General features: G+C 63.0%; 18 protein-coding genes. 5 read left to right on the top strand and 13 right to left on the bottom strand.

The window, feature by feature from the left end; translation table 11 throughout:
* Window positions 1–17 precede the first annotated feature (17 nt).
* Complete coding sequence (locus OCA5_RS07385; RefSeq protein ID WP_012563737.1) at window positions 18–260, top strand: porin; 243 nt, start codon at window positions 18–20, stop codon at window positions 258–260.
* Window positions 261–329: 69 nt separating this feature from the next.
* On the opposite strand, the gene OCA5_RS07380 is transcribed toward OCA5_RS07385, so the two are convergent.
* The 4 genes from OCA5_RS07380 to OCA5_RS07365 form a co-directional block, all read right to left on the bottom strand.
* Entirely contained in the window at window positions 330–581 is a 252-nt protein-coding gene (locus tag OCA5_RS07380) for a PilZ domain-containing protein (protein ID WP_012563738.1), read from the bottom strand.
* A gap of 144 nt (window positions 582–725) precedes the next feature.
* A complete protein-coding gene (locus tag OCA5_RS07375) occupies window positions 726–1,091 on the bottom strand; it encodes a DUF2019 domain-containing protein (protein WP_013913011.1) in 366 nt (121 codons plus the stop codon).
* A gap of 99 nt (window positions 1,092–1,190) precedes the next feature.
* Window positions 1,191–2,459: a phage major capsid protein gene (locus tag OCA5_RS07370; RefSeq protein WP_012563740.1), complete on the bottom strand. Its 1,269-nt coding sequence runs from the start codon at window positions 2,457–2,459 to the stop codon at window positions 1,191–1,193.
* Window positions 2,460–2,588: 129 nt separating this feature from the next.
* On the bottom strand, window positions 2,589–3,053 hold the full coding sequence (locus tag OCA5_RS07365; protein ID WP_013913010.1) for a hypothetical protein: 465 nt from the start codon (window positions 3,051–3,053) through the stop codon (window positions 2,589–2,591).
* Between OCA5_RS07365 and OCA5_RS07360 the strand changes: the two genes are divergently transcribed.
* On the top strand, window positions 3,052–3,237 hold the full coding sequence (locus tag OCA5_RS07360; RefSeq protein ID WP_041559587.1) for a hypothetical protein: 186 nt from the start codon (window positions 3,052–3,054) through the stop codon (window positions 3,235–3,237). The genes OCA5_RS07365 and OCA5_RS07360 overlap by 2 nt on opposite strands.
* A gap of 58 nt (window positions 3,238–3,295) precedes the next feature.
* On the opposite strand, the gene OCA5_RS07355 is transcribed toward OCA5_RS07360, so the two are convergent.
* From OCA5_RS07355 to OCA5_RS07340, 4 genes are all read right to left on the bottom strand, one after another.
* A complete protein-coding gene (locus OCA5_RS07355) occupies window positions 3,296–3,811 on the bottom strand; it encodes an HK97 family phage prohead protease (protein ID WP_012563744.1) in 516 nt (171 codons plus the stop codon).
* A 213-nt stretch (window positions 3,812–4,024) separates the two neighbouring features.
* On the bottom strand, window positions 4,025–4,225 hold the full coding sequence (locus tag OCA5_RS07350) for a hypothetical protein (protein ID WP_012563745.1): 201 nt from the start codon (window positions 4,223–4,225) through the stop codon (window positions 4,025–4,027).
* Complete coding sequence (locus tag OCA5_RS07345) at window positions 4,222–4,422, bottom strand: hypothetical protein (RefSeq protein WP_012563746.1); 201 nt, start codon at window positions 4,420–4,422, stop codon at window positions 4,222–4,224. Before OCA5_RS07345 ends, OCA5_RS07350 begins: the two co-directional genes overlap by 4 nt.
* Before the next feature lie 133 nt (window positions 4,423–4,555).
* A complete protein-coding gene (locus OCA5_RS07340; protein ID WP_012563747.1) occupies window positions 4,556–5,731 on the bottom strand; it encodes a phage portal protein in 1,176 nt (391 codons plus the stop codon).
* 151 nt (window positions 5,732–5,882) lie between these two features.
* On the opposite strand from OCA5_RS07340, the gene OCA5_RS07335 reads away from it, so the two are divergent.
* Window positions 5,883–6,170 (top strand): GIY-YIG nuclease family protein, encoded by a 288-nt coding sequence (locus OCA5_RS07335; protein ID WP_013913008.1) that lies wholly within the window; start codon window positions 5,883–5,885, stop codon window positions 6,168–6,170.
* A gap of 147 nt (window positions 6,171–6,317) precedes the next feature.
* On the opposite strand, the gene OCA5_RS07330 is transcribed toward OCA5_RS07335, so the two are convergent.
* From OCA5_RS07330 to OCA5_RS19260, 3 genes are read right to left on the bottom strand one after another with little or no spacing between them, the layout of a single operon-like run.
* On the bottom strand, window positions 6,318–7,622 hold the full coding sequence (locus OCA5_RS07330) for a DNA-packaging protein (RefSeq protein WP_012563749.1): 1,305 nt from the start codon (window positions 7,620–7,622) through the stop codon (window positions 6,318–6,320).
* On the bottom strand, window positions 7,573–8,301 hold the full coding sequence (locus tag OCA5_RS07325; RefSeq protein WP_013913007.1) for a hypothetical protein: 729 nt from the start codon (window positions 8,299–8,301) through the stop codon (window positions 7,573–7,575). Before OCA5_RS07325 ends, OCA5_RS07330 begins: the two co-directional genes overlap by 50 nt.
* A 44-nt stretch (window positions 8,302–8,345) precedes the next feature.
* The gene (locus tag OCA5_RS19260) at window positions 8,346–8,498 is read right to left on the bottom strand and encodes a hypothetical protein (RefSeq protein ID WP_012563751.1); all 153 of its coding nucleotides are present in this window, start codon (window positions 8,496–8,498) and stop codon (window positions 8,346–8,348) included.
* A 273-nt stretch (window positions 8,499–8,771) separates the two neighbouring features.
* On the opposite strand from OCA5_RS19260, the gene OCA5_RS07315 reads away from it, so the two are divergent.
* The gene (locus OCA5_RS07315; RefSeq protein WP_013913006.1) at window positions 8,772–9,725 is read left to right on the top strand and encodes a DUF3800 domain-containing protein; all 954 of its coding nucleotides are present in this window, start codon (window positions 8,772–8,774) and stop codon (window positions 9,723–9,725) included.
* Between the two features lie 228 nt (window positions 9,726–9,953).
* On the opposite strand, the gene OCA5_RS07310 is transcribed toward OCA5_RS07315, so the two are convergent.
* Both OCA5_RS07310 and OCA5_RS07305 read right to left on the bottom strand, forming a co-directional pair.
* Complete coding sequence (locus OCA5_RS07310) at window positions 9,954–11,546, bottom strand: MDR family MFS transporter (protein WP_422836364.1); 1,593 nt, start codon at window positions 11,544–11,546, stop codon at window positions 9,954–9,956.
* A gap of 158 nt (window positions 11,547–11,704) precedes the next feature.
* Complete coding sequence (locus OCA5_RS07305) at window positions 11,705–12,214, bottom strand: YcgN family cysteine cluster protein (protein WP_012563754.1); 510 nt, start codon at window positions 12,212–12,214, stop codon at window positions 11,705–11,707.
* Between the two features lie 365 nt (window positions 12,215–12,579).
* Between OCA5_RS07305 and OCA5_RS07300 the strand changes: the two genes are divergently transcribed.
* Window positions 12,580–14,847: a transglycosylase domain-containing protein gene (locus tag OCA5_RS07300; RefSeq protein WP_012563755.1), complete on the top strand. Its 2,268-nt coding sequence runs from the start codon at window positions 12,580–12,582 to the stop codon at window positions 14,845–14,847.
* The last annotated feature ends 18 nt before the right edge of the window (window positions 14,848–14,865 follow it).

The following is a 14,865-nucleotide window of genomic DNA, read 5'->3' as shown; positions in this document are numbered from 1 at the left end:
GAGCGGAGACACTCATCATGCTGTTCCGATCCCTCACCATTTTTATCGTATCGCTCATGGTCATCGCCTGGAGCGGCACTGCTTCCGCGCAACACGACAAGCGCAAGCCGCGAAAGCCCGCCGCACAGGAAGCCACCTCAGCGCCACGCACGACTCCGCGTGATCCCTGCGCGCAATATGGCGCAGGCTTCACCCGCGTACCGGGCAGCGACACCTGCATCCGCATCGGCGGCAGCGTCGAGGGCGAAAGCAGATTTTAGCGCAAGACGATGCGTTGTCGTTCATGCGTAAACGCGCGTGTGACAGCATCGCTGTCTACCGAAAGATGCCTACTGGAACGCGACACCGATGCGACGGCCATTGGTCCACGCCACACGACATTTCTTCTTGATAGCGCCGTGGATCAACTCGAAGCGCCGCGGCAGCACCACGCCGGGGTTCACCTGCAGGCAGACGCCGCCCGCGCCATAATCGATGATGTGACAGTCGATCAGCGGCGACTTCGCGTCGATCGCGATCTTGCCGGAGCTTGAAATTCGCCCACCAGGTTTGACACGGGCAAAGCGCCTGTTCTGAACCACCGCCGCACCTCGAAATTTACAGATTGCAATCCAGGCTCACGACATAATCGGTAACATTATGAGGGCGCAGGTGAACGAGCGGTTAAAGCGCCGGTCGCCTATGAGTGGTCACAGGTCGGCCATTGGACGAGCGGCCAGCCCGATCTATGTCGGCTTGTAAAAGCCGCTATCGAGATTATCGAGCGTCATCCCTGCATCGCCGGCAAACGGCCATTCTTTCTTATCGACGATATTCTGGATCACCGCCCGCGCTGCCGGATAAGCCAGTGCCAACGTCATATGCGCGGCCATAAGGCGCACCTTCGGAAGTGGATGCTCATAAAGCACCATAAGCGCACGCCGCTGATCGCCCGGCCGGCTTTTCAGCTCATTGGCGACGCCCATCATCTGTGCGAACAATTTTTTATATTGCTGGATTTTGTAGTGCCTCAGCGCGTCGCCCTGCTTGGCAGTGATCTCAGAAAAAAGCTGAACAAGCTCCTCCACAGTCATGTTCTGGAGAGCGTTCATGGCTCACGCACCTAGCGCTTTCGTGGTTCGGCTCCGTTATCCTAACAAACCGAAAACGGCGCGCAAGGAGCGCGCCGCTCTCATCGTCGAAGCGACGCCTCAACTCGCAGCAAACTTCACGAGCTTGATAGCGTCGAAGTCCTGCACGCCACCACCGACGCGCTTGGTCGTGTAGAACAGCACGTAAGGTTTGGCGGAATACGGATCGCGCAACACCCGCACGCCGAGCCGGTCGACGATCAGATAGCCGCGCTTGAAGTCGCCGAACGCGATCGAGAGCGAATCCGCGCCGATGTCCGGCATGTCCTCCGCTTCCACCAGCGGGAAAGTCATCAGCGAGGCGCGCCCGCCCGCCTGCGCCGGCGGCTGCCAGAGATACGCGCCGCCGGTGTCCTTGAACTTGCGGATCGCGCCCTGCGTCTTGCGATTCATCACGAAGGTCGCGTTCTGCCGATAGCCCGCCTTCAGCGCATAGATCGTATCGACCAGCACGTCGGAAGGATTCGAAGCGGGAAACGCGCCGGCGTTGCCGCTCGCAACCGTGCCGAGCTTGCCCCAGGCCCACGAACCATTCGCGACCGTGGTGTAATCGAGAAAGCCCTTCGGCTTGCTGCTGCCGTCGCCGTTGACGAACGCGGCGCCCTCCTGCACGGCGAAGGTGAGCTCGACCTCGGAGGCGATCCATTCGTCGATGTTCACCGCCGCGTCGTCGAGCAGCGTCGCGGTCGCAGCCGGCATGGCGTAAAGCTCCATCGCCGGGAAGCTCAATGCATCGAGCGTCGGCGACGTGGTCTGCGTGCGCGCGTCGGTCTCGCCGACCCAGCCGGTCGCCGGGCCCGCGGTCATGAACGGCTTCTTGTAGACGCCGCCGGAAATCTCGCGCACCGAGGCGATGGCGCGGATCGGCGAGATCGCCGCGAGGCGCTGGCCGATCTCGTGTTCCAGTTCGCTCGGCACCAGATAGCCGCCATCGGCATTGCTGCCCGCCGACATCGCCTTGGTTTCGATCTCACGCAGCGCCGACGCTTCGCCGGAGCGGACATAAGCCTCGAACGCGCTCTTGTGTTCGCGCGCGACATTGTCGGTTGCGTGCGCGCGCAGGCCCGCCGGCCGCGAACCGTCGAGCAGCGGCCGCGCCGCCTTCAGCGCGAGTTCGTCGATCCGTTTCATCTGCGCATCGAGCGCGCCGTTGATGCGGTCCACCTTTTCCTCGAGCAACACATCGGCGCGGCGGCCAAGCGCTGCAAGGCGCTCGTCGTTCGCGGCCTTGAACTCCTCGAACATCTGCACGATCTGGTCGTGCTCGCCGCGCGCGGCGGAAATGCCGGACTTGTGCTCCGGCGCGTGATCTTGAATGTCGTAATCCATCGGGGTCTCCTTTGTAACGTTTCGATCGGGCAAACAAAAAGCCGCCCAATGGGCGGCAAAAACAAAAATCCAGATGCAGATGGCCGCCGAGCCGGGCAGCGCCGGCCGAGCCAAACTATCCCACGCGGTTCACTCCTCCTTCGTAACCACCAGCCCCGGCACATCGGCCAGCAGCTTTTTGAGCGACACCATCAGCGGATCGATCTCGGCCAACGAAGGTGACGACTTTTCACGCTGTCGATAGAAAATAAACGCGAATTGAAATTCCGGTGCGCGCCTTTTCGACCTGTTTGAACCCAGCAGCAGAATGTTCTTCTGCGACAATTGGAAGAAAATTTCATCGGGATCAGGCGTCAATTGCCTGATGTTCAAATCGAAATGGTGCTGATCGGCAAAACGCCTGACCTGTTGTACAAAATGATTTCGTTCGCTGCGATCCATTTGAACATAGAGCAAACGGATCGGCGACGACCCTTCCGAGCGATCAGACATGGGCCTTCGCTCCCACGACCACATGGCGAGTGCCAAGGCGACAGCCGGCAGCCACAGCAGCACGAGGAGTCCACGTCGAGTCCACGAAACTTTTTCGCCCATGATGCCGCTCGATGTTGGCGCGCATCTGCCGGTCCAAACCATCGAAAATGCCCGGACCGAAGATCTGGTTGATCCCATTCATTCCGGGCTCGACATTATTGCCGATGCCGCGCGTTGTCACGTACCACGCGCCGTCAATCGTTTGCGTAGCACGACGCTCGACTGTTCTATCGCCTGGCGATAAGCGTCCGGCCGCGTGAAGCGCGAGCGCTGTCGCGCGTCGAACACGTCGCTGCCGCGGATCATCGGCGCGCCTCCATGACTTGATCCATCGCTTGATGGCGGCGCGAGGATCGCGGCACGCTTTTCACTGCATGCACGCGCGCGCCGGCGAGCAGCGGAAAGGTAACGATCGACACTTCCCAGAGATCGACCTGATAGAGGCGGCGGATGCGCGTCTTCGGATCGATCCGGCCGCGCACGGTGCGATAGCCGATCGACAGCCCGTCGATCGCGCCCTCGCCCACCAGCGCCATCAATTCGCGCCCACGCGCGACCTCGGGGATCAATCGCCCGCGCGCCCACAGCCCGCGCCAATCCTCGCGCAGCTCCAGCCAGATGCCGACCGGCTCGGACGGGTCGTGCTGAAACAGCATCGGAATGCGGCGCAGGCCGCGGCTCTGCAGCGTCTGCGTGAACGCGCCCGGCATCACCATGTCGCGCGCCTGATCGACCGCGCCGAACAGGCTGGCGTAACCTTCGACGGCGCCGTCGCCGGTGAACGAGACGCGGGAGGCGGATGGCAGCGGCGCATGCATAGGCGTTCTCGCAGGGTGCAAGGTGGGAAGGCGTTAAAGAGAGGCTGAAGAAGTGCGGCTACATTCGATGTCGTTCCCGCCAACGGATCGGCGCGAAGCACCGTCCGATGACAGGCTCCGGCGGGGACCCATAACCGCCAGCGGTTCTGAGTATCGCGCTTGGAATCACCAACTTCATAAGTCTGGATCCCCGCATGCGCGGGGATGACATCATTACTTCACGCGGCGCGGAGTCTTCTTCGCCGGCCGCGTGGGCCGGGCCGCAACGCGAGCGGCTCTGCCCGGCGCACGCGGCGCCTTGTGCTGGATCTTTTCGAGATGGGCGAGGAACTCGCGAAACACCGTGAGGTGCGCGGGCTTCGCCTTGGTCTCGCTGCTGATCGACTGGATCACGGTGTGCAGTTTGTCCATCATGGGTCCATCGGTTTGCGGCGGCGCGCGCGCCGGTTGAAAACGGAAAGCTCGCGCACAGAATCGTCGAAGCGCTTTGAGGCGACCGCAAGTTCGCGCAACGTCACAAGAAACGCAGTGCTGGCGACAGCCGCCCACAGAAACAGCGCGAGATGCGCGAGGTCGCCGCGCTCGACGAAGATGCGGATGAGGTCAATCATGGCGCCTTTCCCCGGGCGCGGCGCAGTATTCTTCATGCTGCACCGCTGAACCGGGGCCATCTCGAGTTTAGTATTTTTGGCGGCCCCGGCTCTGCGACGCGGCGCATGCGCTGCATCGCGTCCGGGACACTCATCACCCCAGCCGGTCGCCACCGTCCACTGGTGCGTAGCCGGCGGCTTCGCGCTTTTCGTTCAGCGTAAGAAACTGCGCGCGTTCAATCCGCTCCCACAGCGCGTTGCGGTCGGACGCCAGCGCGTCGATGCGGTCGGTGTCGATCACCAATCGCAACTCGTTGCCGAACTGCGGCCCGAGCCATTGCACCAGCACCGCGCCGACACGCGAGGCGAGCGGCAGCACCGTCTGGCGCCACAGCGCGCGGTTGGCTTCCTGATAATTGGCATAGGTATTGTCGCCCGGAATGCCGAGCAGCATCGGCGGCACGCCGAAGGCGAGCGCGATCTCGCGCGCGGCGGCGTGCTTCGCCTCGAGAAAATCCATGTCCTTCGGCGTCAGCGACATCGCCTTCCAGTCGAGCCCGCCTTCGAGCAGCAGGGGCCGCCCGGCATTCGCCGCACCTTGATAAGTATCGGTGAGTTCACGCTTCAGCCGCTCGAACTGCGAGTCGGAGAGCACCGCGCCCTCCGGTCCGGCATAGACCAGTGCGCCGGAAGGGCGCGCGGCATTGTCGAGCAAGGCCTTATTCCATTTCGCCGCCGCGTTATGCGTATCGACCGCAACGGCGGCAGCTTCCAGCGGCGCGAGGCCGTAATGATCATCAAGCGGATGAAAGAACGTGAGATGCAAAATCGGCGGCACGCGCTCGGCCGATTGCTCGAACCGTACGCTGCGCCCGCCCGCGGTGTACTCATAAGCCTCGGCCCAGCCGTTCGCGCCCGGCACCACCTTGATGCGATCGGGCCGCAGCGCATACAGCTCGCGCACTTCGTCCTCCAGCGCCACGCCTTCAAGATAGGCGTTGCCGGCAAGCAGCATGTGCGCATAGAGCGCCTCGAACAGGCTGGCACCATCCTGACGCGGGTTCGGCCGCGCGAGGAGCTGCAGTAGCGGATGCGATTCGAGTTCGCGCGCGCCTTCGTACAAGAGATAATGGCAGGATGCCGCGCTTTCCGCGATCAGCCGCACCGCGCGATGCACCACCGCATTGGCGAGGTAGCCTTCGCGCGCGAGCGTCGCGTAATCGCGCGGCATCCATCGCGCCCGTCCACCGGAGGCAAACGCCAGCACCTGCGCGGTGCGGCTCGCCTTGGCTTCGGGGGCGGCGAAGAAATGTTTGAGGCGGTTGAGCATAAGAAATGATCCAGCATTCTTGCCCCGGACGCAGCGCAGTATTCTTCATATCGCGCCGCCGAGCCGGGGCCGTTTCACATTCGGAGTTCTTGACGGCCCCGGTTCTGCGGCGCAACGCTTGCGCGTTGCATCGCGCCCGGGACACGCCTCAATGGACTCGACTTTCTTTGTCTACGTTCTGGCCAACTGCCCCAGAGGGGTGCTCTATGTTGGTGTCACCAGCGATTTATCGCGACGTCTATCCGAACATCGGGTGAAGCTCGTCGCCGGCTTCACCGCAACCTATGGCGTAACCAACCTCGTCCATGTCGAGACATACGCATCGATTATCGAAGCTCGTGCCCGCGAGCATTCGCTCAAGCGCTGGCGACGCGCGTGGAAGTTCGACCTGATCGAGAAGGACAATCCAACGTGGCGCGATTTGTCCGGCGATATCTAATTATCAGAATGATCCGTTGCCCCGGGCGCGGTGCGGCATCCTTCATGCCGCTCCGCTGAACCGGGGCCGTTCCAAACATAGTACTCTGAACGGTCCCGGTTCTGCGAAGCAGCGCTTTGCGCGCTGCATCACGCCCGGACAAATTTCTCACAGCTCCCGCACCCGCGGCCGCACCGCCGCGCCATGGGTGAGTGCGGTGAGCGCCCAGACCAACGCGTCGAGATGATCCGGCGAGCGGCCGGAGCTCAAGCCGCTGGTTGCGAAGTCGCACATCTCGTCCTCGAGCGCGGCGAATACGCCGGCGTGGCGCACCCGCCCCTGCTCGTACAATGTCGCGATCGGCTCGGCGCGCAGCCACTTGCCACGCAAGGCCCGCACCGGCTGCACCGGCACGCTCGGGTCGACCTGTGCGATCACCGCGCGCACCATCTCGCCGCCCTGGTTGACTTCGACGACCAGCGCATCCGCTTCCAGCCGTCGCCACAACGCCACCGCCCGGGCGGCCCACGCCGCCGGCGCGGCCTGCGTCAGTGTCTCGTCGGCCAGCACATACAAACCGTTATCAGCGGCAACTCCCGCCGCGACGATGCCGCAGGCATCCGCACGCTTGCCGGAGGTGGCGGGCGGATCGACCGCCACCACGATCCGTTGCAACGGCGGCGCTTCACTGATGCGACACGTTTCGATCAACCCGCGCGACCACAGCGCATCGGGCCGCTCCTCGATCAGTTCGCCGTCGAGCTCCTGCCGCCCGAGCCGCGTGCCGGCATAGCGCGCCATCACACTCTGCAGAAACGTCGGCGCCAGATGCAGCGCATTGGAGCGCGTCGCCGCGCGCGTCGTCACGCAACTCTCATCGTTCAGCAATCGCTTGATCAGTGCGGTCGGCCGCGGCGTCGTGGTGATCAACTGGCGCGGCTGCGCGCCGAGCCGCAGGCCGAACTGCAGCATGTCGAACGCCGCCTCCGCGTAACGCCATTTGGCGAGTTCATCCGCCCACGCGCAGGCAAATTGCGGCCCGCGCAAACTCTCCGGGTCCTCCGCCGAGAATGCATGGGCGACCGCGCCGTTCTTCCATTCGAGCCGGCGGCGCGAGGGCTGCCACATCGGCCGCTCGTCGCGACGGTGCACGGCGAGAAGACCGGAGACGCCTTCGATCATCACCTCGCGCACGTCATGTTCGGTTTCGCCGACCAGCGCGATGCGCCCGGCAGGCTGTTGCGCGAGCGGCGCGAGGCCAAGCGCCTGCGCCCGGATCCACTCCGCGCCCGCGCGGGTCTTGCCCGCGCCGCGCCCGCCGATCAGAAGCCATGTGGTCCACGGCTTGTCATTGGCGGCAAGATCGGGCGGCCATTGATGCGGATGCGCGAACAGTTGCCAGTCGGAATGCAGCGCTTCGAGTTCATCGCGGTTGAGCCGCGCCAGGATGTACAGCCTTTGCGTCGGCGACAAGCTCGTCCAGTCGTTGCGCGAGCTTGGCTCGAAGCTCGTCGATGTCGCGGGGCAAGGCGTCGTCATCCTCCTCACACTTCTCCTCGCTCTCGCGCAACTGCATCACCTCGCGCAACGTGCGCGCGAGCGAGGCAAGCGTGCGCGCCCGCCGCTCAGCTTCGGTGCGGTGGCGCGGCAGCACACGCGTGCCGCCCACGATCAATTCGATTTGCGTGAGCTCGCGCTCGATCGCGCGGCTGACGCGATTGAGCAGCGTCGGCAATGGCGCTGGCGGCGGATCGTCGAGACGCTCGAGCGCGCTGCGGCGATGGTTGGAGAGTTTCGCGCCGTGACGCCCGCGCGCGAACGCCATCGCGTCCTGCGCCGTCTCGTCATCGTCCAGCACCACCGCGTCAAGAACAGCCGGCGTTACCCGCCGCTGCGGCAGCGAATCCCCATCAAGACATTCGTCATCGGCTGTAGCGGAAACTTTTTTTGCAGGCTTTTTTGCCGCAGATTTTTTGGCTGAAGCTGTCTTGGTTGAAGCCTTCCGGACCGGAGACTTCTTGACCGGAGCCTTCTTTGCCGCCCTCTTCTTCGTTGCGGCCTTGCGCACCGCGACCGGCTCGACACTCTCGTCCTCAACAGATATCGCCGCCGCCGGTCGAGCGACCGGCACGGTTGTCTTTCGCACAGGCATGAAAACGATCGTCCCTGTTGCGCCGTCAGCGGACGGCCGCGACGTCAGGTCCGGAAGAACACGAACCAGATGATCGCGAGAATGAAGATCGACGCGATTGTGCTCACCGCAAGCACTGCCGCAATGGAAGGCCCCGGCTCCGCCTGGCGGGCTTCCGTCGGTGTTTCCACGATCTGACCGTGCTGCTTTGTTACCATCTCCGCCTCAAACTTCCGTTCGCGTTGGATTGCTGCAAACCGGCAGCGTGCGCCGGCTTCACTCAACAGGCCAACGTGCGGAAGAAAGGCGGGTTCCTCAGAACCCAATTTCGGAGCATGGCGTAACCCTACTGCGGGAGCGTCACGCTGTCAAGGACTATTTTCCTAGTCATGAATAACGTACCCAGTCAAAAACTGGTACGCTACCGCGTCGAGGAGTCGTGAGCCTACCCTACGCACCTCCTAGGGCGGCTTCGACTTCGATCTCGGCGCATGTTAGCGGCATTGTTTGGCTGGTACAGGACGAAAAAGTCTTTGGCCTTTTTGAGAGCGTTTATCGACGATTCTGGCAGCGAAAAGGGGGATCGACGTCTTTTCCTAGCAGGCTATCTAAATCGCGCCGATAAATGGGCTCTTTTTGCCGACGCCTGGAAAGAAGAGCTAAGGGCGGCACCATCGATTGATTACTTGCACATGGTTGAGGCTGGGAATTTCAGAGGGCAATTCCATCGAAAATTGGGTTGGAACGAGGAAAAACGCGCGGAAAAACTGCGTAGTTTAGCGCGCGTGATCCGCCACTTCGATCCGATATCCTTTCAAATATCGATTGATCGCAACCATTTTTACGAGGTGCTTGCTCCTGTTTCTCCTCGCGGTTTGGCAAACCCATATTTTACCTCCTGCTCTGCGCTCATCGCTAAGCTCGCTCAACAGGGCGAGACGACCGGTACTAAGGGCAAGATAGAATTCATCTTCGACAGTCAGGAGGGTGTCGACGATGATATGGACATGTTTTTCGATGACATGATGCAGGGCATCTCTAAAAAGGCCCGCAGTTGGATAGCTGGACGACCCCTTTTTAGAAGTGACCGGGAATTTGATGGCCTACAAGCCGCCGATCTTCTGGCTTGGCACATTCGGCGGGAACACGAAGAGGTAGGATTTCCAAATATGCCAATGGCTGAGTTGTTACGGGGCAACAACCATATCGTTTCAGAAATTCCCAATTCGTACATTGATGCTTGGGCTGAGCACCATCGGCAACAGCCTGGAATCTCATCAGTGCAAAGTAAGACTCAATGGCGCAATCTTAAAAGCGAAGCACGAAAGCTCCGGTCAGTGGGCATCAACCCAGCAAGAGTGACGAAACCCGGAGTATATTATCCTGATAGCTGGGGCATCTTTGGGCGAGTGCTTGAACTTGCAAGGCGCTTACTTGGGCGCTGATCTTTTTAACGTGATTTTTCGCGTTGCTACACCCTTGGTCAGGGGTCGAGAAACGACAGCACAAGCGCGGGCGCGTAGTAGCCTGCTGAAATAATTTCGGGCGGTGGCACACAATCGGGCCACGCCCGCGCGGAGTTCGTCAAAGCCTGCATGCAGGGCAAGATCAAGTAGCGCTCGGGCTCACGCCGCGATCGCGATGAAGGAGCCGCGCGCTGCTGCGCGGCTCGCCTATTCCGCCGCGATCGGTGCTTCGCGCGGCGGGCCGCCGGCGAGCGGGCGTTCTTCCATCAACGCAAACAGCAATGCCGCGATCGCCATGAACAGCATCGCCGCGAAGAACACGTAGCGGAAGCCCGCGACCATCGCTTCGGGCGCGCCGGTAAAGGCACTGTGCGCGCCCTCGCCGACCGCGATGCCCGGCCCCACCGCCGCAAGCAGGATCGCGGTGAACAACGCCACCGCGAACGAGCTCATCAGCGAACGGAAAAAGTTCATCGCCCCGGTCGCGGTGCCAACCTTGGAATGCGGCACCGCATTCTGGATCGCGACGACGCTGATCGGGAAGCAGGTGCCGAGCCCGAGCGCAAAGATCGCCAGCAGCGTCAGCAACAGCCAGAGCGGCAACGGCGACAGCGCGCCCATAATCAGCGAGCAGATCACCGCAACCGATGCGCCGCCGACCGCCGCCCATTTGTAATGGCCGGTCGTCGCCATGAACTGCCCCGCGCTCCACGCGCCGAACACCGAGATCGCGACCAGCGGAATGAGCGCAAGCCCCGCTTCGCTCGCGCTGAGGCGATAGACCGATTCATAGTAGATCGGCATGTGAACGATGAGGCCGATCATCGCGCCCATCGCGCAACCGCCTGCGATCATCGCATACGGGATTACCGATCCGCTGATGAGCGACAGCGGCAGGAACGGCTCGTCGACGCTGCGCGCATGCAGGACGAAGCCCGCGAGCAGCACGACAGCCGAGCCGATCATGCCAAGGATGGTCGGTGACAGCCACTCGAACTTGTGCCCGCCCCAGGTCAGCGCCAGCAGGAAGACGACGGCCGCGATCATCAAGAGGAAGCCGCCCGTCCAGTCGACCTTGCGGCGGCGGTGATAGGTCGGGATCTTTTTCATCCGCGGCAACAGCAGCATCAGCGAGACGACGCCGATCGGCAGGTTGATCCAGAAGATCATCGACCAGTGCAGATGTTCGGCGAACACGCCGCCGAGCACCGGGCCGCCGATACCCGCCGTCACCCAGACCGAACTGATGTAGCCCTGATAGCGGCCGCGATCGCGCGGCGTCACGATGTCGGCGATCAGCGTCTGCACCAGAGGCAGAATGCCGCCGCCGCCGATGCCCTGCAGGCCGCGCGCGAGGATCAGCGCCAGCAACGTCGGCGCAAGCGCGCACAACACCGAGCCGACGAGGAAGATCACCGTCGCGGTGATGACCATCGCGCGGCGGCCGTAGACGTCGGCGAGCTTGCCGTAGACCGGCGCCACCGCGGTCGAAGACAACAGATAGGCGGTGATCACCCAGGACAGATTCGAGACGTCGCGAAACTCCGTGCCGATGGTCGGCAGCGCGGTTGCGACAATGGTCTGGTCGAGCGCGGTGAGGAACAGGTTGAGCATCAGGCTCAACACAATCGGCACCACCTCGCTGTGCGGCAGCGGCGCGAGGTCGGACTGGTGGGTGGTCTTGATTTTCTTCCCCTTGTTCGCCGTTTTGGCGGGGCTCTTGGTTTGTGCGGGCACAGACTGATCTGCCTTTGCCGATTCGCGTTGCAACGGATAGCCCGGTCTTTCGATCTTGTTCATGCGGCCAAAGCGCAAAACGCGCGCAGTCTGAGGTAAACTCGTAAATATATCGGATGGCGGAGCGTTTCTTTAGCCCGAACAACGCGGCACGGTAAGCGGCCACAACGCATGGGATGGCTTCCCTGCGCGCACAGCGCTCCACGCAAATGTGATCGAACTTATGCCCGGCGCTTCATCCGCGCGCGCTTCGGCAGCAGCGTCGGCCAGCGCACGATGTGGTCTTCGAGGTCGGCGTCGTCCACCTCGTCCTCGGTCGCAACCACGCGGCCCCGCACCGAGACGCCGGCCTCATGAACGGTATTCGGATCGCCCGAGATCAGCGGATGCCACCAATAGAGGTCGCGCCCTTCGGCCACGAGCTTGTAGGCGCAGGACGGCGGCAGCCAGTTCAGCGTCCGCACGTTCTCCGGCGTGAGCCGCACGCAGTCCGGCACCTTCGCCGAGCGGTTCGGATAGTCGCTGCAGCCGCAGGCGCCGACATCGAACAGCCGGCAGGCGACATGGGTGAAGTAGATCTTGCCGGTGTCCTCGTCCTCAAGCTTTTCCAGGCAGCAGCGCCCGCAGCCGTCGCACAGGCTCTCCCATTCGGCGCTGGAGAGTTCCTCCAACGTCTTGGTTTTCCAGAAGGAATCCTTCTGGTCGGACGGCTTTTCAGGTGGGCGGGTCATGGGTTCGATATACGCTCTCAGCCGTCATGGGCGGGCTTTCCCCGGGCCATGACAAGGACGAGTCCTGAATTAAGGGTTGGCGCGAAAAACACCAAGGCTAACCGCCGCTTGGCATTGGTTTGTCCCCTGACCTCGGCTAGAAAGAGGCAGATTCCCGAAAGCGGAAAGGTTCGGGAACATCCGGCCGCAGGACGCCATTCCTTTCCGATGCAGGCATCGACGCGCGGAACAGGGCTTTAGCCCACACCGCACAAGGGCCGCCTTCATCACCGCCACGGGGATGCCGCAAACGAACCGCCATGTTCGTTCGCGCCCTGCCCGAGCGCCCGGCGGGCCGGAGTGAACCGCAGATTTAGGACGATCGGTTGCGCAGGATCATCCCCAGCAATTGGACGGAGCGGGTCCGGAATTTCTTTCTGGACCTCGATTCACGCTTCGATTCCACCCTGTTCTCCTCAGGGCGCGGCTTGCGCGAACTCTATGAGCGCTATTCGGCGTTCATGGACCGCTTTTATGTCGGACGCTGGAAGCGCTGGGTGTTCATCGAGCCGTTGTCGGAGGCGGCCACCATCGGCCTTGCCGGCGGCATCGTCATGCTGGCGCTCGCGATCCCCGCCTTCCACGAGACCTCCGACGAAGACTGGCTGAAGAAGTCCGACCTCGCGGTCAGCTTCCTCGACCGCTACAATAATCCGATCGGCAACCGAGGCATCAAGCACAACGACTCCATCCCGCTCGAAGACTTTCCCGATCATCTCATCAAGGCGACGCTCGCGACCGAAGACCGCCGCTTCTACGATCATTTCGGCATCGACCTCGCAGGCACGATGCGCGCGCTCGTCACCAACGCACAAGCGGGCGGCGTGCGCCAGGGCGGCTCCTCGATCACCCAGCAGCTTGCGAAGAACCTGTTCCTGTCGAACGAGCGCACCATCGAGCGCAAGGTCAATGAGGCGTTCCTCGCGATCTGGCTCGAGACGCGGCTGTCCAAGAACGAGATCCTCAAGCTCTATCTCGACCGTGCCTACATGGGCGGCGGCACCTTCGGCGTCGACGGCGCGGCACATTTCTATTTCAACAAGTCGGCGCGCGACGTGAACCTCGCGGAAGCCGCGATGCTCGCGGGTCTGTTCAAGGCGCCGACCAAATACGCGCCGCACATCAACCTGCCCGCAGCGCGCGCCCGCGCCAACGTCGTGCTCGACAACCTCGTGGACGCAGGCTTCATGACCGAGGGCCAGGTGTTCGGCGCCCGTCGCAACCCGGCATCCGTCGTCGACCGCCGCGACGAGAACTCGCCGAACTACTTCCTCGATTACGCCTTCGACGAGATGAAGAAGCTCGTCGCGACCTTCCCGAAATCCTACGCCGAGCGCGTGTTCGTGGTGCGCACCACCATCGACATGAAGGTGCAAAAGGCGGCCGAGGACACCGTCGAGGATCAGTTGCGCCAGTTCGGTCGCGACTATCACGCAACGCAGGCCGCCGCGGTGATTGCCGATCTCGACGGCGGCGTGCGCGCATTGGTCGGCGGGCGCGACTACGGCGCGAGCCAGTTCAACCGCGCCACCGACGCGATGCGCCAGCCCGGCTCCTCGTTCAAGCCCTATGTTTACGCCACGGCGCTGATGAACGGCTTCAAGCCGACCTCGGTCGTGGTCGACGGCCCGGTCTGCATCGGCAACTGGTGCCCGCAGAACTACGGCCGCTCCTACTCCGGCTCGATCACGCTGACGCAGGCGCTGACGCGCTCGATCAACGTCATCCCGGTGAAGCTCTCGATCGCACTCGGCGGCAAGAGCGGACCGAAGGCCGGTCGCGCCAAGATCGTCGAGACCGCGCGCAAGTTCGGCATCGTCACGCCGCTGCCGGATACGCCCTCGCTGCCGATCGGCGCCGATGAAGTGAACGTGCTCGAGCACACCGTCGCCTACGCCACCTTCCCGAACCGTGGCAAGGCGGTGACGCCGCACGCGATCCTCGAAGTGCGCACCGGCATGGGCGATCTGGTCTGGCGCTTCGACCGCGATGGACCGCAGCCGCGTCAGGCGATCCCCACCTCCGTCGCCTCCGACATGGCGATGATGATGAGCCACGTCGTCTCCGAAGGCACCGCGCGCCGGGCGCAACTCGACGGCATTCCCGCCGCGGGCAAGACCGGCACCACCAACAATTATCGCGACGCCTGGTTTGTCGGCTACACCGGCAATTTCACCGGCGGCGTGTGGTACGGCAACGACGACTACTCGCCGACCAACCGCATGACCGGCGGCTCGCTGCCCGCCAAGACCTGGCACGACATCATGGAAGTCGCGCATCAGGGCATCGAGATCAAGGAATTGACCGGCGTCGGCGCAGGCAAGGCGCTGCCGCGCGACGGCGTGATGGCGGGCGCGAGCGCGCCGAAGATCATCGACATCGCGGCCGGTCCGCCGCCGACGCTGACACGGCGCGGCGTCAACATTCTCGTGAAGATCGAGAAGGATATGGACGAAGCCGCGAAGGCCATTCCGGCGGACAAGACCTCGATGAAAGACCGGAAGCCGCCCGCGCCGCGCGCCGCCGTTCCCTTCACCGACAGCTTCGCCTCCGCGGGCGATGCCGTGACCTCCTCCGTGCCTGCGAAGAAATGACGAGGGGCCGGACGATCA

The sequence above is a fragment of the Afipia carboxidovorans OM5 genome, from assembly GCF_000218565.1.
GTDB classification, from domain to species: domain Bacteria; phylum Pseudomonadota; class Alphaproteobacteria; order Rhizobiales; family Xanthobacteraceae; genus Afipia; species Afipia carboxidovorans.
This window is presented reverse-complemented; position numbering and strand designations above follow the sequence as displayed.